This is a genomic window from Streptomyces sp. NPDC048417, assembly GCF_040651615.1.
Classification (GTDB): domain Bacteria; phylum Actinomycetota; class Actinomycetes; order Streptomycetales; family Streptomycetaceae; genus Streptomyces.
This window is the reverse complement of sequence record NZ_JBEZKI010000025.1, coordinates 12,484-30,238: the sequence shown is the minus strand read 5'-3', so window position 1 is coordinate 30,238 and position 17,755 is coordinate 12,484. Positions and strand designations below refer to the sequence as shown.

Annotated in this window: 14 protein-coding genes, 2 tRNA genes and 2 pseudogenes; 5 read left to right on the top strand and 13 right to left on the bottom strand. The window is 71.2% G+C overall.

What is annotated here, in order from left to right:
• Nucleotides 1-219: 219 nt before the first annotated feature.
• Nucleotides 220-978, top strand: a complete 759-nt coding sequence (locus AB0D59_RS34210; protein WP_362574011.1) for an IclR family transcriptional regulator C-terminal domain-containing protein — start codon at nt 220-222, stop codon at nt 976-978.
• A 106-nt stretch (nt 979-1,084) separates the two neighbouring features.
• Nucleotides 1,085-1,161: transfer RNA gene (locus AB0D59_RS34205), tRNA-Lys, on the top strand.
• A 53-nt stretch (nt 1,162-1,214) separates the two neighbouring features.
• Here AB0D59_RS34205 and AB0D59_RS34200 read toward each other — a convergent pair.
• The 5 genes from AB0D59_RS34200 to AB0D59_RS34180 form a co-directional block, all read right to left on the bottom strand.
• The gene (locus AB0D59_RS34200; protein WP_362574008.1) at nt 1,215-2,921 is read right to left on the bottom strand and encodes a long-chain-fatty-acid--CoA ligase; all 1,707 of its coding nucleotides are present in this window, start codon (nt 2,919-2,921) and stop codon (nt 1,215-1,217) included.
• 108 nt (nt 2,922-3,029) lie between these two features.
• Entirely contained in the window at nt 3,030-3,503 is a 474-nt protein-coding gene (locus AB0D59_RS34195) for a DUF3592 domain-containing protein (RefSeq protein ID WP_362574006.1), read from the bottom strand.
• Nucleotides 3,504-3,632: 129 nt separating this feature from the next.
• On the bottom strand, nt 3,633-4,238 hold the full coding sequence (locus AB0D59_RS34190) for a lytic polysaccharide monooxygenase (protein WP_362574003.1): 606 nt from the start codon (nt 4,236-4,238) through the stop codon (nt 3,633-3,635).
• A gap of 114 nt (nt 4,239-4,352) precedes the next feature.
• The gene (locus AB0D59_RS34185) at nt 4,353-5,483 is read right to left on the bottom strand and encodes an SPFH domain-containing protein (RefSeq protein ID WP_362574000.1); all 1,131 of its coding nucleotides are present in this window, start codon (nt 5,481-5,483) and stop codon (nt 4,353-4,355) included.
• A 48-nt stretch (nt 5,484-5,531) separates the two neighbouring features.
• Nucleotides 5,532-6,833, bottom strand: coding sequence for a peptidoglycan-binding protein (locus AB0D59_RS34180; protein ID WP_362573997.1), 1,302 nt, complete (start codon nt 6,831-6,833; stop codon nt 5,532-5,534).
• Nucleotides 6,834-7,019: 186 nt separating this feature from the next.
• Here AB0D59_RS34180 and AB0D59_RS34175 point away from each other — a divergent pair.
• From AB0D59_RS34175 to AB0D59_RS34165, 3 genes are all read left to right on the top strand, one after another.
• Nucleotides 7,020-7,093, top strand: a tRNA-Lys gene (locus AB0D59_RS34175).
• 461 nt (nt 7,094-7,554) lie between these two features.
• The gene (locus AB0D59_RS34170) at nt 7,555-9,534 is read left to right on the top strand and encodes a glycosyltransferase family 2 protein (RefSeq protein WP_362573994.1); all 1,980 of its coding nucleotides are present in this window, start codon (nt 7,555-7,557) and stop codon (nt 9,532-9,534) included.
• The gene (locus AB0D59_RS34165) at nt 9,531-11,468 is read left to right on the top strand and encodes a kelch motif-containing protein (RefSeq protein ID WP_362573991.1); all 1,938 of its coding nucleotides are present in this window, start codon (nt 9,531-9,533) and stop codon (nt 11,466-11,468) included. Before AB0D59_RS34170 ends, AB0D59_RS34165 begins: the two co-directional genes overlap by 4 nt.
• A 103-nt stretch (nt 11,469-11,571) precedes the next feature.
• Here AB0D59_RS34165 and AB0D59_RS34160 read toward each other — a convergent pair whose 3' ends face one another.
• The 8 genes and pseudogenes from AB0D59_RS34160 to AB0D59_RS34125 all read right to left on the bottom strand — a co-directional run bounded on the left by AB0D59_RS34160 (nt 11,572) and on the right by AB0D59_RS34125 (nt 17,739).
• A complete protein-coding gene (locus AB0D59_RS34160) occupies nt 11,572-12,600 on the bottom strand; it encodes a glycoside hydrolase family 6 protein (protein ID WP_362573988.1) in 1,029 nt (342 codons plus the stop codon).
• A 329-nt stretch (nt 12,601-12,929) separates the two neighbouring features.
• On the bottom strand, nt 12,930-13,601 hold the full coding sequence (locus tag AB0D59_RS34155) for a class F sortase (RefSeq protein ID WP_362573985.1): 672 nt from the start codon (nt 13,599-13,601) through the stop codon (nt 12,930-12,932).
• A gap of 15 nt (nt 13,602-13,616) precedes the next feature.
• Nucleotides 13,617-14,183, bottom strand: coding sequence for a hypothetical protein (locus AB0D59_RS34150; RefSeq protein WP_362573982.1), 567 nt, complete (start codon nt 14,181-14,183; stop codon nt 13,617-13,619).
• Nucleotides 14,184-14,313: 130 nt separating this feature from the next.
• The gene (locus AB0D59_RS34145; RefSeq protein ID WP_362573980.1) at nt 14,314-15,093 is read right to left on the bottom strand and encodes an HAD-IIA family hydrolase; all 780 of its coding nucleotides are present in this window, start codon (nt 15,091-15,093) and stop codon (nt 14,314-14,316) included.
• Nucleotides 15,094-15,232: 139 nt separating this feature from the next.
• A pseudogene (locus AB0D59_RS34140) lies at nt 15,233-15,398 on the bottom strand (2-aminoethylphosphonate ABC transporter substrate-binding protein); the annotation flags it as partial.
• 55 nt (nt 15,399-15,453) lie between these two features.
• A pseudogene (locus AB0D59_RS34135) lies at nt 15,454-15,546 on the bottom strand (haloacid dehalogenase); the annotation flags it as partial.
• Nucleotides 15,547-15,560: 14 nt separating this feature from the next.
• The gene (locus AB0D59_RS34130) at nt 15,561-16,487 is read right to left on the bottom strand and encodes a hypothetical protein (protein ID WP_362573977.1); all 927 of its coding nucleotides are present in this window, start codon (nt 16,485-16,487) and stop codon (nt 15,561-15,563) included.
• Nucleotides 16,488-16,620: 133 nt separating this feature from the next.
• The gene (locus tag AB0D59_RS34125) at nt 16,621-17,739 is read right to left on the bottom strand and encodes an ROK family transcriptional regulator (protein ID WP_362573974.1); all 1,119 of its coding nucleotides are present in this window, start codon (nt 17,737-17,739) and stop codon (nt 16,621-16,623) included.
• Nucleotides 17,740-17,755 lie beyond the last annotated feature (16 nt).

Below are 17,755 nucleotides of genomic sequence, written 5' to 3'. Positions count from 1 at the left end.
ACATGAAGTGAACGCTCGATCACCCGAGGTCCAGCGGTCAGCTCATTCCGCTGACATATGCCAATGGGTCTTCGTCGCAGCTGGGAGGTCCGGAATCTCGCCAACACCCCCTCCGTTTCCGGCTGCTGCCCGTTATCGTGGAGAGGTTCCGTTGTCCGGAACACGGCCCAAGCAGTGCTGCTGAAGCAGCATCGCCGAGCGAGCGCAGGGGGATTCACCGTGGCGCTGAAGCACGAGCCGACCGCCCCGTACCACTCCGCCCAGGACGCGCTGCGCGTCCTGGAGACGGTGGCGGGGCACGCCGACGGCGTCACCGACACCGAACTGGCCCGCCTGACCGGCCTCGACCCCGAGCGGCTGACCGCGCTGCTGCGCATGCTGCGCCGCGAGGGCTACGTCGAGCAGGTCGCCGACGGCGCCTACGTCACCGGCGAGACCCTGCGCCGCCTCGGCTCCGCGCACGACCGGGAGCGCGCTCTCGGCGAGCAGCTCCAGCTGGTCCTCGACCGGCTGCGCGACTCGGTCGGCGCGGCGGTCTACCTCAGCCGGTACGTCGACGGCGAGGTGCGGATCGGCCCGTACGCGGCCGGCCCGGGCACCCCCGCGGTCAACGAGTGGGTGGACTTCCGGTCCTCCGCGCACGCCACCGCGATCGGCAAGAGCCTGCTCACCCAGCTCGACCACAACGGCCGCCGCGACCATCTCTCCCGGCACAAGATGGCCCGCCTCACCTCGCGCACCATCACCAGCGACAAGCTGCTGCTCTCCCGGCTGGCCGCGCAGCCGCCGACGGTGCCGGTCCTGGACCTCCAGGAGTACGCGATCGGCACGGTGTGCGCGGCGGTGCCGATCACCGCCGGCTCGTCGGTGGGCTGCCTGGCGCTGTCCCTGCCGGTCGAGCACGCGCACCGGCTCCGGCAGGCCGCCGACGCGCTGAACCGCAGCGCGGCCCCGGTGCTGCTGTCCCTCGCCATCTGAGCCGGCGGCCTGCCTCCGAGGCTGGTCGGAAGCACCCCGCGGACCAGGTAGTATTTTCTTCGTCGTCGGCCGCGAGACACAGATCGGACGGTTCGGCGAGAGTCATGCGCCGCTAGCTCAGTTGGTTAGAGCAGCTGACTCTTAATCAGCGGGTCCGGGGTTCGAGTCCCTGGCGGCGCACCATGACGAGGGCGAGCCTTGTCCGCGGAAAGCGCGGACGTTGCTCGCCCTCGCTGTTATCGCGCGGCTGTGCCGCGCCCGGTGGGGGCTCCGCCACCCACACCCTCCGCCGAAGGGCCCCTCGTGGACACGAGGGGCCCTTCGGCGTCCTCGGCGGTCAGTCTGCGGTAGGTCTGCTCGCCCGGCGGCCGCCACCACACCGGGTCGGCGCACCGCACGCCTTCCCTGCGCAGCGCGGCCCGCTGGATCTTGTTGGTCGCCGTCACCGGCATCCGCTCCACGACCCGCACGAACCGGGGCGCCATCTTCGTCCCCAGGTCGGGCTGGGCCAGCAGGAACTCGGCGAAGTCCAACGGCTCGAACCGCCCGGCGACGGTCGCCATCACCTGGTCCCCGGTCACCGGGTCCGGCACCCCGTACACGGCGACGGCGTCCGCGCCCTCGTACCGTGCCACGATGTTCTCGATCATCGCGGCGGCCAGATTCTCCCCGTCCACCCGGATCCGGTCGTCGGCACGCCCCGCGAAGTACAGATAGCCGTCCCCGTCCCGGTAGAAGAGATCCCCGGTCCAGTACCAGCCTCCCCGCCGCCGCTCGGCCTCCGCCTCCGGGTTGCGCCAGTACCCCTCGAAGGGGTTCGGCGCCCGGTTCACCAGCTCCCCTATCGCCTGCTCCCCGTTGAGCAGCCGGCCCCCCGAGTCGAAGACCGCGGCCGGACACTCCGCCCCCGTCTCCTGGTCGAGGACGACGAGACCGGGCGCCGCCCGCCCCACCGCCCCGTCGGGCGTCCCCGGCGACCACTGGATCGCCGCCCCGCCCTCCGACGATCCGTACCCCTCGACCAGCCGCACCCCGAACCGCTCCTCGAAGGCGGCCGCGTCCACCGCGCCGGCCTCCGTGCCGAAGCCGAGGCGCAGCGGATGGTCCCGGTCGTGGGCGCTCGGCTCGGTGGCGAGGATGTACTGCACCGCACGGCCGACATAGGTGAAGTAGGTCGCCCGGTACCGCCGGACGTCCGGGAGGAATCCCGACGCCGAGAACCGCCGCCGTAACGCCACCCCGGCGCCGGCCGTCAGCGCGGGTGCCCAGTCGGCGATCACCGCGTTGCCGTGGAACATCGGCATGCAGATGTAGTGCACGTCGTCGGGCCCGACCCCGAACTGCCCGGCGAGCGACCGGCCGGCCGCCGCGAGCCTGCCCTGGGAGCAGAGCGCGGCCTTGGGGGCGCCGGTGGAACCGGAGGTGAAGTAGAGCAGGATCCGGTCACCGGGGGCGGCCCGCGAGGCGTCCGGGAAGGCGCCGAGATAGGGCTCGAGCAGCGCGCCGTAGGCCGGATCGTCGGTGACGAGGAGGCGGACTCCCCCACGCTCGGCCGCGCTCGCGCGGGGGGACGCCCACGGCAGTTCGAGGCCGGCGAGGAGCGGCAGGTGGGCTCGCTCGGTGACCAGGACCGGGCACTCCGCGTGCCGGATGTCCCGCGCGAGTTCGGCCCCGCGCCGGGTCGGATTGACCCCGGCGACGGCCGCCCCGGCGAGCGCGGCGGCCCCCAGCCAGAGCGGGAACTCCGGGGTGTTGTCGAGCAGCACACCCACATGGGGCACGGCACCGGGCGGCAGCAGATCCCGCAGCAGGGCCGCACGGGCGGCGGCACCGCCGGCCACCTCGTGATGCGTCAGCACCTGCTCCTCGAACCACAGGCCGGGCCGGTGATCGCCCCACCGGGCGGCGACGGCTTCAGCGACGGTGCGCCCTTCGAAGGCCATGAAGAGGCAGATTAATTGACACTCCGTCAGATCAACACCCCACGGGCGCGAGGAACTGCGCGACAAGCCCCCCACCGGCCGGCACCCGCCCACGGCGGAACCGCGCCCTCACGGAGCGAACCCGTCCGCCACCGAGAAGAAGAAATGCGTCACGCCCATGAAGGTCAGGGCGAACCCGATGAACACCGCGAAGAACGCCACCGTGCAGCCGGTCCCCGCGGCCAGCTTCCCTCGCGCGGGCGGCTGCGCCGTGGCCCCCTCCGGGTTCTCCGGCAGGTAGTACACCGTGACGAAGTCACCCTCGACGACGGTGGACCGCCCGTTCCTCTCGTCGATGCGGACAGTCCGACCCTCGGCCGTCGTGAACTCGAACACGTGATGCAGCGTGGTCGTCACGGACGTGTCGCCACCGCCGCCGCTGGTCGTCGTGTACGACCGCAGACAGCGCGCCTCGGCCGTACGGCCGTGCCGCCACGCCCGGCTGATCTGGCTCGACCGCTTCAGTGTCCTGACCATCCCGAGAACCCCGACGACGACGAAGATGCCGGGAAGGATGTAGAAGAACGCTTGCAGCAGGCCCATGGCAGTCCCCCGATTCCGAACACCGGTCCGACTGACCGGTGTGGCGGGAACGTACCCCTGCGAGCTGCGGCGGGTCCTCAAGCGAAGCTCAGATCAGCCGGATGTTACCCAGTCGTCGAACGACGCCGGTCAGAACGTGACGTCTGAGCAGGCGTAGAACGCGTTGCTCGTGTCGGCGATCGTCCAGACCGCCAGGATCACGTGGTGACCGCTCAGCCCCGACGGCAGGGTGCCGCTGTGACTGACGGTGCTCGGGGGGCGCTGGCCGTTGTAGGGGACGGTGAGGAAGGGGGTGGTGTTGAGGTCCGAACGGGCGAGGGCGTGGTCCTGGTTCCAGCCCGACTTGGTGACGTAGTACTTGAAGTCGGTCGTGGCGTGCATCGCGGTGAACTGCCAGCGGAAGGTGTAGGACTGGCCGCCCGTCACCTTCGTCGTCGGCCAGGCCGCGCCCGCGGGGGTCTTGGGCGAGCTGAGCTGGGCGAACCGGCTCAGCCCGCCGTTGCAGAGCTGGCCGTCGGCGGGGCCGGCCGCCGGGAAGCCCTTCGGGCCCTCGACGCTCTGCGGCTCGTACTGGATGTCGCCGCAGTTGGTCACGGTGCCGTTGGCGCAGAGCTTCTGCCTGCTGATGGGGAGGTCGGTGTAGCCGTGCCCGCTGGCGCCGCCGGTGGAGAGCGCGAAGGCTCCGGCGGTCGCCACACCGAGCACGACGGCCGAGATCTTGGTCCGTTTACGCATGCTGCCGCTCCTGGAGAACGTGGGGGAGGTTCTGTGAGCCGTGCAGGTCTAGACCAAGTCCCAGATTATTGCCATCAGTTGACCGTGTCCATATCAACGACCTATCAGCTCCCGTCAGGGTGCGGAGTCGGAGCGTCCCGAGCAGAACGCCACCGTCAGGTCCCGCACCAGCACCTTGCGCTCGTAGTCGTCGAGTTCGACCAGGCCGCGCATGGTCAGCCGGGTCACCGTGTCCTCGACGGAGTCCACGACGGAGGCGAGCATCCCGGCCCGCTGCTGCGCGTCGAGCGCGGCGATCCGGCGCCGGTGCATGGCCGCGGCGACCTCCGGGGCGTACTCCACCCGGACCGGCTGCACGGAGAACACCTCCAGGCCGATCCCGGCCGCGTCCGTCGCCACCAGCCGGGTCAGCGCGTCGGTGGCCATCTCCACCGAGCCCCGCATCCGGCCCGGCACCTCCACCGGCACCCGGGGCAGCGCGGCCTCCACGCACTCCCGCAGATACGTCTCGTGGTCGTCGACACCGAGCACCGCCCGCGCGGTGTCCCGCATCCGCCACACCACCAGGACGACGACCCGCAGCGCGACCCCGTTGCCGTCCGCCGCCGGCATCTCCTCGCTGCGCCAGTGCCGCAGCCGGACGTCGACGCGGCGGCGCAGCAGCAGCGGGTTGACCCAGAGCAGGCCGGTGCGCCGTACCGTCCCCCGGTAGCGGCCGAACAGGCCGAGCACCCAGGCCCGTCCGGTCGCCCCGCGCGCGAGCCCGGCGAAGCCGAACAGGCCGAGCGCGCCGGCTCCGGCGTACGCGGCCCACTGCGCCGGGCCGAGTCCCGTGCCCGCGTACGCCGGAAGGCGCAGCGCGTGCACCGCGAGCGGGGGCAGCACTCCAGCCCACCAGGAGGTGGCGAGCCCCCCGGCCATCCCGCCCAGCCCGGCGGCCACCCCGGCCGCGCCGGGCAGCACCCGGGCGGGGCGCTCCACCAGTTCGGGGTCGACGGCGGCGACGGGCCGGGGCTTGGCCGGGGCCGGGCGGCGCAGCCGGGGCTGTTCGCCGGTGCCCTGCCGGCGGCCGACCACGGCGGGCCGCAGCGGGACCGACACCGGGTCGGGGTCGTCACGGAACAGCAGATGGACGGGGATCTCGGTGGTGGCCTCGTTCTGGATCAGCCGGGGGACCGGACGGGCGGGCGGCCCGCCGTCCGGGGGGTCGCCCGATTCAGGGGTGTGTGCGGTCGTCGTACTCATGCCTGCCTCCAGCCTCCGCGCCAGATGCGTCACGTGATCGTCGGGTCGTTACAGGAACAGGCGGCGCCAGGTCTCCGGACCCGGGTAGCCGTCGGCCGCGCCGCCGCGCCAGCCCTGGGTGCGCTGGAACGCCTCGACGGCCCTGCGGTCCGCCTCGCCCCAGGCCGAACCCGGGCCGTCGGTGTAGAAACGGCCGAAGCCCTTCTTGACCAGCTGCCTGCCGAGCTGGACGACGTAGTCGTTGGTGGCGCCCGGACGGAAGTAGTTCTTGCCGGGGTAGCCCGGGACCCCGTGCGAGGCGGGGGCGGGCGTGCCCGTGGTGGCGGGCTTGATGTCCTTGCCCTTGCCGCTGGCGAGGAGTTCCCAGGTGCGCGGGCCGGGCAGGCCGTCGGCGGCGGCGCCGGTCCAGCCCTGGGCGAGCTGGAAGGCCCGGGTGGCCCGCTGGTCCGAGGTGCCCCAGACCGGGCCCGGGCCCTTGGGGTAGTGGCCGGCGCCGCCCCGGGCGATCAGCAGCCGGCCGAGCAGGGTGACGTACTTGTTGTCGGCGCCGGGACCGAAGTAGGCCGCGCCGGGGAACGCCACCGCTGTCCTTGCGGCCTGGGCGCCGGCCGCGCCCGGGTCCGCGATCAGGCCCTTGTAGCGGTAGGGGACGTACTTGGCGGAGTTGCTCCAGTAGGCGTAGGGCGTGGACTGGCGGCGGGCGTTCGGGGGTGTCTGCTCGTACGCCGTGTAATAGGTGTGCGTGTAGTCCGTCCAGCCGCCGAAGATCACGACGTGGGAACCCTTCTCGGGGTTGTCCGGGTTGTGGAAGAGCAGGATGTCGCCGGGCTGGAGCTCCGCCTTGGTGATCTTCGTGCCGAACTGGTCGAGGCTGCCCGTCCACTCGTTCCCGGTCAGCCCCCAGGCCATCGAGACATAGCCGGAGCAGTCCTGCCGGTATCCGTCCGTCCAGTAGAGGGACATGCTGTACGGCACCTTGGCGGCGACCCAGATCTTGGCCCGGTTGATGATCTCCGTACGGGTGATGGGGGGTGTGGTGACCGGGCCGTGGACGGGCTTGCCGCCGGGGCCGTGCAGGGGGGACTTGGCGCCCTGCGGGGTGTCGGGCTCGCCGTCCGCGGGGACGGCGGGCCGGTGGGGGGCGGGCGGGGTGCTGTGGGCGGCGGCCGTCGGGGCGCTCGCGGCCAGGGCGGCGGACGCGGCGGCGGCCACGACCAGGACGCCCCGGGCGGCCGGGTGCCCGCCGAAACGCCCGGGCAGCGGGTACGGGCCGACCCGCCGCCAGTGGACGCATCCGGGGCATTCGCAGTCGTTCGCGGGGTCGAATTCCTCGAATACCGGGGCCGGCATGCGATTCCCCTCACACTTCGGGTGGATATGTCCGGGACTGTGCACATTGATCAGTTTCCCAACTGTCGTCCCGGTGCGCATGCTGACGGTCCGAATGATGTACAGCAGGGGGTGGACGGGGGTCCCCCGGTGGCCGCCCGGTCGGGAGCAGCGTCCTCCGTCGGGTAGAGTTCTCGCTGTCAGCACGCGCCGCTAGCTCAGTTGGTTAGAGCAGCTGACTCTTAATCAGCGGGTCCGGGGTTCGAGTCCCTGGCGGCGCACAGACACCCAGAAGGCCCTCCGCAGCAGCGGGGGGCCTTCTGGCGTACGCCCCACCGGCCACATGCGGTCACTTCGACACCATGTGCCCCTTTATGTCAACTACCGACACGATCGGTCCACACAATCACCACAGGTTCCACAATGAACACCTATGACCGGTAAACACCGTGTTTCGCTCTTGCGATCATGCTCGGCACCGTAGAACCCTGGATGTCCAAAGTGCCGATGATTCGGGGCACTTGGGGGGTAGGTAACCGGTTGCCAGATCTGCGGGGTGAGGGGCCCCGGTCATGAATCGGTGCCGAGGGGGGCATCATGCAACCGGACGGTCACGGTCCGTGTCCATATCTGTGGAACGACTGTGCCCCGCCATTGACGCGCCCGGCCTGATCGAGGGGGATCCGACCGGGCGGTGGGACCGACAGACACGCGCCGATCTGCGCGTGTGGGGGGATGACTCATGACGTCGACGCCGACGGGCGCCCGGCAGGAGCAGGAACACGACCCGTCACAGACATACGACCCGTCACAGACCACACAGCTCCGCGTACCCGCACACCGAAGCACCACCGGCGCCCTGCGCCGGATCAAGAAGACACTGCCGAGATACGACTACGAGCACTACAGCAGGCTCGCGGGTCCCCTCACCCAGCCCGATCCGAGCAAACCGTACAAGGTGCAGTACCGCTCACTGCTCTCCCAGGAGCCGCACCGCCTGCGCGCCGCCCTGATGCTGGGCGCGGCCCCGCTGCTCTCGCTGGTGCTGCTGACCTGGCTGCTGCAGCCCGAGCACTGGACCCAGCGCGACTACCCGGCCTACGACTTCCTGCCGGCCCTCGACATCGTGATGCTGGTGTCGATCGGCCTGATCGAGTTCTTCCGCTGCATGAACGTGCTGTCCAACGCGCACGCCACCCTGGTGGCCCGCGACCCGGTCCCGGTGGTCCCGGAGACCGGCACCCGGGTCGCGTTCATCACCACGTTCGTGCCCGGCAAGGAACCGCTGGACATGGTCACCCGGACCCTGGAGGCGGCGGTCCGGCTGCGCCATCGCGGTCTGCTGCACATCTGGCTGCTCGACGAGGGCGACGACGCGGAGGTGAAACAGGTCTGCGCGCGCCTGGGCGTGCACCACTTCACCCGCAAGGGCGTCGAGAAGTGGAACCAGCCCAAGGGCCCGCACCGCGCCAGGACCAAGCACGGCAACTACAACGCCTGGCTGGAGGCGCACGGCGACGAGTACGACTTCTTCGCCTCCGTCGACACCGACCACGTCCCGCTGCCCAACTACCTGGAGCGGATGCTGGGTTACTTCCGTGACCCGGACGTCGGCTTCGTCATAGGCCCGCAGGTGTACGGCAACTACGACAACCCCATCACCAAGGCCGCCGAGTCCCAGCAGTTCCTGTTCCACGCCCTGATCCAGCGCGCCGGCAACCGCTACGGCGCCCCGATGTTCGTCGGCACGTCCAACGCCGTACGCATCAGGGCGATCAAGCAGATCGGCGGCCTGTACGACTCGATCACCGAGGACATGGCGACCGGCTTCGAGATCCACCGGGCGAAGAATCCGGCCACGGGGCGGAAGTGGCGCTCGGTGTACACCCCGGACGTGCTCGCGGTCGGCGAGGGCCCGAACGCCTGGACCGACTTCTTCACCCAGCAGCTGCGCTGGTCCCGGGGAACGTACGAGACGATCCTCAAGCAGTACTGGAAGGGCCTGTTCACGCTGTCGCCGGGCAAGTTCTTCAACTACACGATGATGATCATCTTCTACCCGATGTCCGCCCTCAACTGGATCCTCGCGGCCCTGAGTTGCGCGCTGTTCCTGGGCCTGGGCGCCTCGGGTGTGAACATCGACCCCACCGTGTGGCTGATGCTCTACGGCAACGCCTCCGCGCTCCAGATCGGCCTGTACATCTGGAACCGGCGGCACAACGTCTCCCCGCACGAACCGGAGGGCTCCGGCGGTGTGGCCGGCATGGTGATGTCCGCGCTGTCCGCGCCGATCTACGCCCGCTCGCTGATGGACGCCGTGCTGCGCCGCAAGAGCAAGTTCGTGGTGACGCCCAAGGGCGAGTCGGCCAGCCCGGACACGCTGTTCGGCACGTTCCGGATCCACTGGTTCTTCATCCTGGTCTTCGCCGGCTCGCTCGCCGCCGGCTTCGTCGGCGGCCACTCGCACCCGGCGATGCTCACCTGGGCGACGCTGGCGCTGCTCATCACGGCGGCCCCGATCCTCGCCTGGCAGTACACGCTGCGCAAGGAGAGCAGGGCGCCCGCGGTCGCCGCCGAGCCGGAGGACGCGGTGCCGCCCGGCTACACCCGTGCGGCACACGCCCCGCAGCAGCGGCCCAGCTGGACGCCCGCGGGCAGCGGCGGGACCCCGGAGGAGACCATGCGGATCGCGCTCGGCGGACTGGGGGGACGTAAGGAATGAACGACAGTGCCGGCGGCCGCCGGGCTCGTCGTCTCGCGATCGGCACGGCGGTGGTTCTCGCCCTGGCCGGGATGAACGGGCCCTGGGTGTACCGCTTCGGAACCGAGGAATATCACCAGTACAAGATCAACAGACCGGAGTACAAGGCCGAGAACGGCCACTGGGACGTCATCGAGTTCCCGAAGGAGTACCGCCAGGACACCATCCACGCGGTACTCCTGCACACCGGAAAGGTGCTGCTGGTCGCGGGCTCGGGCAACAACCAGGACAACTTCGACGCGAAGATCTACGACAGCCGGATCTGGGACCCGGTCAAGGGCACCGTCAAGAAGGTGCCCACCCCGGCCGACCTGTTCTGCACCGGGCACACCCAGCTCGCCAACGGCAACATCCTGATCGCCGGCGGCACCAAGCAGTACGAGAAGCTCAAGGGCGACGTCAAGAAGGCCGGCGGCGTCATGATCCTCTACAACGAGAACCCCGACAAGCCGATGACCCTGCCCAAGGGCACCCGGTTCACCGGCAAAGGGAACGGCAGGACGTTCCTCTCCGACGACTCGGTGCTGATCCCGCGGGCGACCAAGGTCTTCGACAAGAAGACCGGCAAGTTCCTGCGGAACAACCCCGGTTACGCACGGGTCGTCGTCGAGGCGCCGAAGGAGGGCACCCAGTACGAGACCGGCACCCAGGACAACTACGGCATCGAGGGACTGACCGGCGCCGACGCCCGCAACACCTACGGCATCGCCAACAAACTCGGCATGGACAAGCGGGACTTCGAAGGCATCAAGAACGCCTACGAGTTCGATCCGGTCGCCGAGAAGTACATCAAGGTCGACCCGATGAACGAGGCCCGCTGGTATCCGACGCTCACCACGCTGTCGGACGGCAAGGTCCTCAGTGTCTCCGGGCTCGACGACATCGGGCAGCTGGTGCCGGGCAAGAACGAGGTCTTCGACCCGGCGACGAGGACATGGACGTACACCAAGTACAAGCGCCAGTTCCCGACCTATCCGGCGCTGTTCCTGCTGCAGAACGGCAAGCTCTTCTACTCCGGCTCCAACGCCGGGTACGGGCCGGACGACGTGGGGCGTGACCCCGGGATCTGGGACGTCGACACCAACCAGTTCACCAAGCTGTCCGGGCTCAGCGACCCGAACATGCTGGAGACGTCCGGGACCGTGCTGCTGCCGCCGGCGCAGGACGAGAAGTACATGGTCGTCGGCGGCGGTGGGGTCGGCGAGTCCAAGCTGTCCACGAACAGGACGCGGCTGATCGACCTGAAGGACGCCGAGCCGAAGTTCGTGGACGGGCCCAAGCTGGAGAAGGGGACACGCTACCCGCAGATCTCGGTACTGCCGGACGACTCCGTACTGGTGTCGGGCGGCTCCGAGGACTACCGGGGACGCGGCGACTCCGACATCCGGCAGGCGCGGATCTACGACACCGCCACGAACTCCTTCAGGAAGGTGGCCGATCCGCTGGTGGGACGGAACTACCATTCCGGGTCGATCCTGCTGCCCGACGGCCGGGTCATGTTCTTCGGGTCCAACCCGCTGTTCGCGGACAAGGCCGACACCAAGCCGGGGGTCTTCGAGCAGCGGATCGAGATCTACACCCCGCCGTATCTCTACCGGGACTCCCGGCCGTCCCTGAGCGGAGGGCCGGGGACCATCGCCCGGGGCGGGTCGGGGACGTTCACGTCCCAGCAGGCCTCGGCCATCAAGAAGGTGCGGTTGATCCGGCCGAGTGCGACCACGCATGTGACGGATGTGGACCAGCGGTCTGTCGCGCTGGACTTCACGACGTCTGGGGACCGGATCACGGTGACGGTACCGAAGAACCGGAACCTGGTGCCGTCGGGGTGGTACATGGTGTTCGTGGACGACGATCAGGGGACGCCGAGTGAAGCGCGGTGGGTGAAGGTGCCGTAGCTTTTCCGCCGTGGCGCTCCCGCACGTGATTCTTTTGGGTGCGGGAGCGCTGTGCGGGCCGCGCCCACGCGGCGGAGCCGCATATGGACAGCGTCCCGCGCCCCTAGGTTTCTGAAGCCTGGGCAAGTTCCAGAGCGTAGGTCGGCCACCAGTTGCCCGCCTGCGGGCCGCCCTTGCAGGTGCCGTCCGACTCACCCGGGCGCTTGACCCACAGGTAGGCGTCCACCAGGGCGTCCGCCGTCTTCTTCGTCGGAGTCTCGCCCAGGGCCCGGCCCGGCGGGTTGCACCATCGCTCGTCCGGATTGCCGCCCTGGTACGGGCCGTTGCCGTTTCTGCTGGTGTCGATGACGAAGTGTTTGTCGCCCACCTTCTCCGAGAGCTGCTTGCCGTAGGCGATGGAGTCCTCGGTGGAGTAGAAGTTGGAGACGTTGACCGCGAAGCCGTCCGCCTCGGTGATGCCCGCCTGCCGGAGGGGCTGGTAGATCTGGTCGGGGTGGCCCCAGCCGGCGTTCCCGGCGTCCAGGTAGACCTTCGTGTTCTTGAGGGACTTGAGCCTGGTGATCGCGGAGCGCAGCAGGTCGTAGCGTTCCTCGGCGAACTGGGCCTGGGTGCAGCCGTCGACGAGGTGCAGTACGGCGTCCGGTTCCAGGATCACCGTGGCGGGGCGGTCCTGGATACCCCGGGCGACCCCGTCGATCCACGCCCGGTACGCGTCGCCGTCGGCCGCGCCGCCCTGGCTGTACTGGCCGCAGTCGCGGTGCGGGATGTCGTAGAGGACCAGCAGGGCCGTACGGTCGGACTTCTGCGCGGCCTCGGTGAAACCGCGCGCCTCCTGCTCCGGGTTCTCCGGGCCGATCCACTCACCGGTCGGCTGCTGCGCTATCTTGCGGATCTGCTCGGCGTCGGTGTCCTTGCCGGCCTTCGCGTAGGCCTTCACCTGGCGGGCGGCGTTGGAGTCGGGGTTCACCCAGAACGGGTCCGCCTGACTGGGCTGTTGGGTGATCGCCGCGCCCGGATCCGCGGTGTCCGGACGGTCGTCGCCGCCTGTGCCCGAGGAGCAGCCGGCGAGCAGCAGTGCCGCTCCCAGTGCCCACGTCCAGGCCGGCGGCCGGGCCCCCCTGCTGTCGTACATCCAATTCCCCCCTGGGTGCACTTGGCCAGGCCCCAATCGTGACATACCCACCGCACTCGCCACGAGATCGCCCGGCCTTGTCGGTGAGCTGTTACAGCCCGGATCGACGGCGAGGCAGAGGCCCGGCGAGCGCGAACCTAGGCCCGGGCGCGGGTTCCCCTCTAGAGTCGCTTGCGGGGGCGGCCCGGCCCCCGGCCGTGCCTTCCCAGCCTCCCGTGCCCGCCCCCGGGTTACTCCCGCAGCCCGAGCGCGCGCGGTCGAGGACCGGCCCGGCCGACGGTCTCAGGGGAGCGGACCGTCGACCGGGCCAGGTGAGTCCGGTACGGCTTCTACACGGCTGTTCCGGTGAGGTACGCGGAGACGACCACGTTCGCCGTGTAGCTGTGGGTGGTCCGGTCGAAGGTGCCGCCGCAGGTGATCAGCCGGAGTTCGGCGCGGCCCGACTCGCGGGTGCCGTAGGCCTGTTGGGCGTCGAAGTGGTCGCGGGGCAGGACCCGCACGTCGTCGATGGTGAACTCGGCGACCGTGCCGTCGGCGCGGACCACGCGGATCGTCTCGCCGGGGCGCAGGGCGCTGATCTTGTAGAAGACCGCGGGCCGGGTCTCGGTGTCGACGTGCCCGACCAGGACCGCGGTGCCGGCGGCGCCCGGTTCGGCCCCGGAGCCGTACCAGCCGACCACGCCGGGCTGGTCGAAGGGCGGTGGGTCGATCCCGCCCTTGCCGTCGAGGCCGCGGGCGACCACGGGGGCCTGCACGCCCAGGTCGGGGATGTCGATGCGCTCGGGCGGTGCGGAGCCCAACGGCTTGGCGGCGGGCGGGAGTTCGGCGCCGGCGGGGCGGCCGACGGCGGCCACGTCACCCGTGGTGGGGCCGGATATGCCGTCGGGCACCTCGGTCACCCCGCGGCCCCACAGCCACAGCCCGAGCAGCAGGATCGCCCAGGCCACGCCGGTCAGCAGCCGCCCGGTGCCGGCGGATGGTTCGGTGTCGTCGTCGGACATCGTCGTGCTGTCTCCTCAGCGTGAGTCGCGGCTCCGCCGGCCGCCCAGCAGCGCGACGGCGGCCGCGGCGAACCCGGCGAGGACGAGACCGGTGACCGCCTGCGCGGTGTCGGGACCGGTCGAGCGGGGCTCGACCGAGGCGAGCGGGGCGGTGCCGCCGCCGCCCGCGTGCACGGGCGCGACCGGCGTGGCGGGCAGGACGCCGGATCCGTCCGGCTGCCCGGCCTGGGACTGTGCGAGGGGCGACTGCCCTACGACGGTGACGGTGCCGTTGACGACGGCGCCGGCACAGGTGACCTTCACGTCGTAGGTGCCGGCGCCGATCGTGGAGCGGACCTGGCTCTCGCCGGCCAGGGTGCCGTCGTAGCCGCTGACGCGGGCGTCCGAGACGAAGGCCGCCGAGGAGGCGGTGCCGGTCGTACCGGAGCAGCCGCTCACCCGCAGCGCCACGACGGATCCCGGGGCCGGGGAGGCCGGGGTCACGGTGACCCCCTGGCCGTCCGCCGCGTGGGCGGCCGCCGGGGAGAGGCCGGCCGCGCAGGCCAGGAGTCCGGTACAGAGAGTGAGGCGAAGTGAGCCCATCGTGAACCTCCAGATATCTGGAGGCTCCCCCGCACCGGGCGCCCCCGCATCCCCGGGGGGCGCCTTGTTGCTCCGTACGAGTGAGATCGGGTTTGGTGCCCGGCCGGTCAGACGCGGCTCGAACGGCGGTTCAGATCCGGTCGACGAGGTCCGCGATCGAGTCCACGACCTCGGAGGGGCGGAACGGGTAGCGGTCCACGTCGTCCGGCTGGGTGACGCCGGACAGCACCAGGAAGGTGCGCATCCCGGCCTCCAGGCCCGCGAGGACGTCGGTGTCCATGCGGTCGCCGATCATCGCGGAGGTCTCCGAGTGGGCGCCGATCGCGTTCAGCCCGGCCCGCATCATCAGCGGGTTGGGCTTGCCGACGAAGTACGGCTCCTTGCCGGTCGCGGCGGTGATCAGCGCGGCGACCGAGCCGGTCGCGGGCAGGTCGCCCTCGGCGGACGGGCCGACGTTGTCGGGGTTGGTGGCGATGAACCGGGCGCCGTCGTTGATCAGGCGCACGGCCTTGGTGAGCGCCTCGAAGGAGTAGGTGCGGGTCTCGCCGAGGATCACGAAGTCGGGTTCGTGGTCGGTGAGGATGTACCCGATGTCGTGCAGCGCGGTGGTCAGGCCGGCCTCGCCGATGACGTAGGCGCTGCCGCCGGGCCGCTGGTCGTCCAGGAACTGGGCGGTGGCCAGGGCCGAGGTCCAGATGTTCTCCACCGGCACGTCCAGGCCCATCCGGCGCAGCCGTGCGTGCAGGTCACGGGCGGTGTAGATGGAGTTGTTGGTGAGGACCAGGAAGGGCTTCTCGGAGTCCCGCAGCTTCTTCAGGAAGGCGTCCGCCCCGGGGATCGGGACGCCCTCGTGGATGAGAACCCCGTCCATGTCGGTGAGCCATGACTCGATGGGCTTGCGGTCTGCCATGTGGTGCGTCTCCTGGCGTGCGGATGGCGTACATGCGGACATGCGTGAGCGAGGGCGCCGGAACCACGGCGTACCGACGCCCCCAGCCTAGTCAGGACCGCGTGAACGCGACCCCGTCGGTCGCCGCGGGCCGCAAGGCTCAGCTGCCGCTGGCGGACTTCCAGGCGTCGACGTACGACGTGAGGACGGCGTTGGCGTCGAGGGCCTGCACGTCGGTACGGGCGCTGAAAGCCGCCGCCGACCGAGCCGACCTCCTGCTGCCGCTTGCCCGCGAGCATGAAGTCGAGGAGCTTCCTGCCGTTCTCGGGACGACGTTCCCGAAGCAGGCGACCGTGACGGAGTCGAAGCGGATACCGCTGGTCATGCGAGCACTCCCGGCAACTGCGCGACCGAGTCCAGCACATGGGTCGCCCCGGCCGCCCGCAGCGCGTCCGCGTCGTGCGCGCCGGTCAGCCTCGGACACCGCTTCACCGCCGTCTGCGGGCCAGCAGGAACAGGCTGCCCCCTACGGCGAGCAGGGCGACGGTGGCCGCGAGCAGCCCGTGGGCCAGGCCGAGGCCGGTGCCGGCCAGTTCGCGGGCGCGTTCTCCGGCCTCCTCGGCCGCCTCGGCGAAGGGCAGGGCGCTGCCCGGGGAGGCGGTGGGGGTGCCCCCAGGGGTGGCCTCGGGGGTCGCCCCCGGGCTGGCGTCGGGGCTGCTGCCGGGGGTGGCGTGCGGGCCGGTCCCCGCGGAGGTTCCCGGGGAGGTTCCCGGGCCGACCTCCGCGCCGATGGAGGGGACCGCGGGGGCAAGGCTCGCGGGCGGCGGTTCGCCGCCGATGCCGAAGCGGTAGTCGTTCGACTCACCCACCCAGTCGCCGTCCGACCCCCGCCGCTGTACGACGGCCGCGTTGGCCGTGACCGCGTTCGGCCCGGCGTCGGAGGTGACGGCGAGTCTGACCTTGACCGAGACGGTCGCCCCGGGCGCCACGGTGAACCCCGGGAAGTCGTTCCCGTCGAACACGCCGACCAGCTCGGACTCGTCGGTCTCGGTCAGCGGCACCGGGCGGGTGTGCGGGCCGTCGTAGAACTCCAACTCGGTCTGGGAGGGCTTGAGGGCCCGTTTGTCGTCGACGAGGACGACGACCGGGTGGACGTCGGTGCAGGTGCGGTCGGTGGTGTTGGTGAGGTCCAGGTACCAGGTGCCGTAACCGCCGCCGGCCTCGTAGGACGAGGGGCCGTCGTGGATGCGGGTGGCGAGGGGGAAGCCCTGCTCGTCGGCGCCCGCGCAGGACGTGTCGGCGACGGCGGTGGTCTCCGACGACGACAGGGGCGCGGCGGTCGCCGACGGCACGGGGGCGAGAACGGCGGCTGCGGCCACGCAGAGGGACAGGGACGTGCTCAGTCGCATGATCATGTGATCATGCCGGGCACCGCCGGGACCGGACCGGTGCCACTCCGCAAGGGCACACCAACTCCGCTCGATCAGCCCCCTGCGCCCCTGCCGTCAGCCGTCAGCCGTAAGCCCTCAGGCCGTAAGCCGTCCGCCATCAGCCGTCCGCGCGGCCGAACAGCGGGGCGAGCAGCAGCTGGGCCGCGCCCTCCGCGACCCGCCGGTCGCTGCCGGGGGCGAGCCGGACGGGGACGGTCGTACCGAGGCTGCCCTCCCGGCGGGCGCGGGCGTCCAGGACGGCGGCGACGCCGCGGACGAAGGTCCCCGGGGCGGCCGCGATCGTACGGCCGCCGAGCAGCACGAGGTCGATGTCGAGCAGCGCGGCCAGGTTCGCGGCCCCGGCGCCCAGTACCCGCGCCGCCTCGTCCGGGTCCGCGCGCCCCACCGCCGCCAGGCACAGCGCCTCGATGCAGCCCCGGTTGCCGCAGTGACACAGGGGTCCGTCCAGCTGGATGACCTGGTGCCCGAACTCCCCCGCCCCGGTCCGCGCCCCCCGGTGCACGCTGTCGCCGATCACCAGTCCGGCGCCGAGCCCCGTGCCGAGGTGCAGGTAGGCGAAGGAGCCGCCCTCGCCGCCGACGGCGAGTCCGAGGGCGGCCGCGTTGCTGTCCTTGTCGACGACGACCGGCACCCCGAGCCGCTCGGCGAGCGCGTCCCGCAGCGGGAAGCCGTCCCACTCGGGGAACCCGGTGACCCGGTGCAGCACCCCGTGGATGTGGTCGAGCGGTCCGGGCGCCGCGACCCCGACCCCGAGGACCTCCTCGGGCACCTCCTCGCGCAGCTCGCCGACCAGCTCCGCGGCGGCCCCCAGCACGGCCGCCGCCCCGGCCCCCAGGTCCAGCTCCCCCTGCCGTTCGCCGACGACCCTGCCGTCGAGGTCGACCAGCACCGCACGCAGCTCGTCCCGGTCGAGCTGCAACCCGACCGCGTGCCCGGCCTCCGGCACCAGCCGCAGTACGGTGGCCGGCTTGCCCCCCGTGGACGCGCGCCGTCCGGCCTCCGCCGCGAGGCCCCCCTCGCGCAGCCGGGCGGTGATCTTGCTGACCGCCTGCGGGGTGAGCCCGGTCCGCTCGGCCAGTTCGAGCCGGCTGATGCCGTCCTCCCCCGCCGTACGCAGCAGATCCAGCACCAGCGCGGCGTTGTGGCTGCGCATGGCCGGCAGGTTCGCTCCGGCTGCACCCGGTCGTCCGCTCCTCGTCCTGTTCACGCCACCCATTCTCCCCACCGCTTGC

Excerpts from the sequence above, each read along its gene's own strand:
- AB0D59_RS34200 (WP_362574008.1), bottom strand. The coding sequence starts at position 2,921 with ATGGCCTTCGAAGGGCGCACCGTCGCTGAAGCCGTCGCCGCCCGGTGG.
- AB0D59_RS34195 (WP_362574006.1), bottom strand. The coding sequence starts at position 3,503 with ATGGGCCTGCTGCAAGCGTTCTTCTACATCCTTCCCGGCATCTTCGTC.
- AB0D59_RS34190 (WP_362574003.1), bottom strand. The coding sequence starts at position 4,238 with ATGCGTAAACGGACCAAGATCTCGGCCGTCGTGCTCGGTGTGGCGACC.
- AB0D59_RS34185 (WP_362574000.1), bottom strand. The coding sequence starts at position 5,483 with ATGAGTACGACGACCGCACACACCCCTGAATCGGGCGACCCCCCGGAC.
- AB0D59_RS34180 (WP_362573997.1), bottom strand. The coding sequence starts at position 6,833 with ATGCCGGCCCCGGTATTCGAGGAATTCGACCCCGCGAACGACTGCGAA.
- AB0D59_RS34170 (WP_362573994.1), top strand. The coding sequence starts at position 7,555 with ATGACGTCGACGCCGACGGGCGCCCGGCAGGAGCAGGAACACGACCCG.
- AB0D59_RS34165 (WP_362573991.1), top strand. The coding sequence starts at position 9,531 with ATGAACGACAGTGCCGGCGGCCGCCGGGCTCGTCGTCTCGCGATCGGC.
- AB0D59_RS34160 (WP_362573988.1), bottom strand. The coding sequence starts at position 12,600 with ATGTACGACAGCAGGGGGGCCCGGCCGCCGGCCTGGACGTGGGCACTG.
- AB0D59_RS34155 (WP_362573985.1), bottom strand. The coding sequence starts at position 13,601 with ATGTCCGACGACGACACCGAACCATCCGCCGGCACCGGGCGGCTGCTG.
- AB0D59_RS34150 (WP_362573982.1), bottom strand. The coding sequence starts at position 14,183 with ATGGGCTCACTTCGCCTCACTCTCTGTACCGGACTCCTGGCCTGCGCG.
- AB0D59_RS34145 (WP_362573980.1), bottom strand. The coding sequence starts at position 15,093 with ATGGCAGACCGCAAGCCCATCGAGTCATGGCTCACCGACATGGACGGG.
- AB0D59_RS34130 (WP_362573977.1), bottom strand. The coding sequence starts at position 16,487 with ATGATCATGCGACTGAGCACGTCCCTGTCCCTCTGCGTGGCCGCAGCC.
- AB0D59_RS34125 (WP_362573974.1), bottom strand. The coding sequence starts at position 17,739 with ATGGGTGGCGTGAACAGGACGAGGAGCGGACGACCGGGTGCAGCCGGA.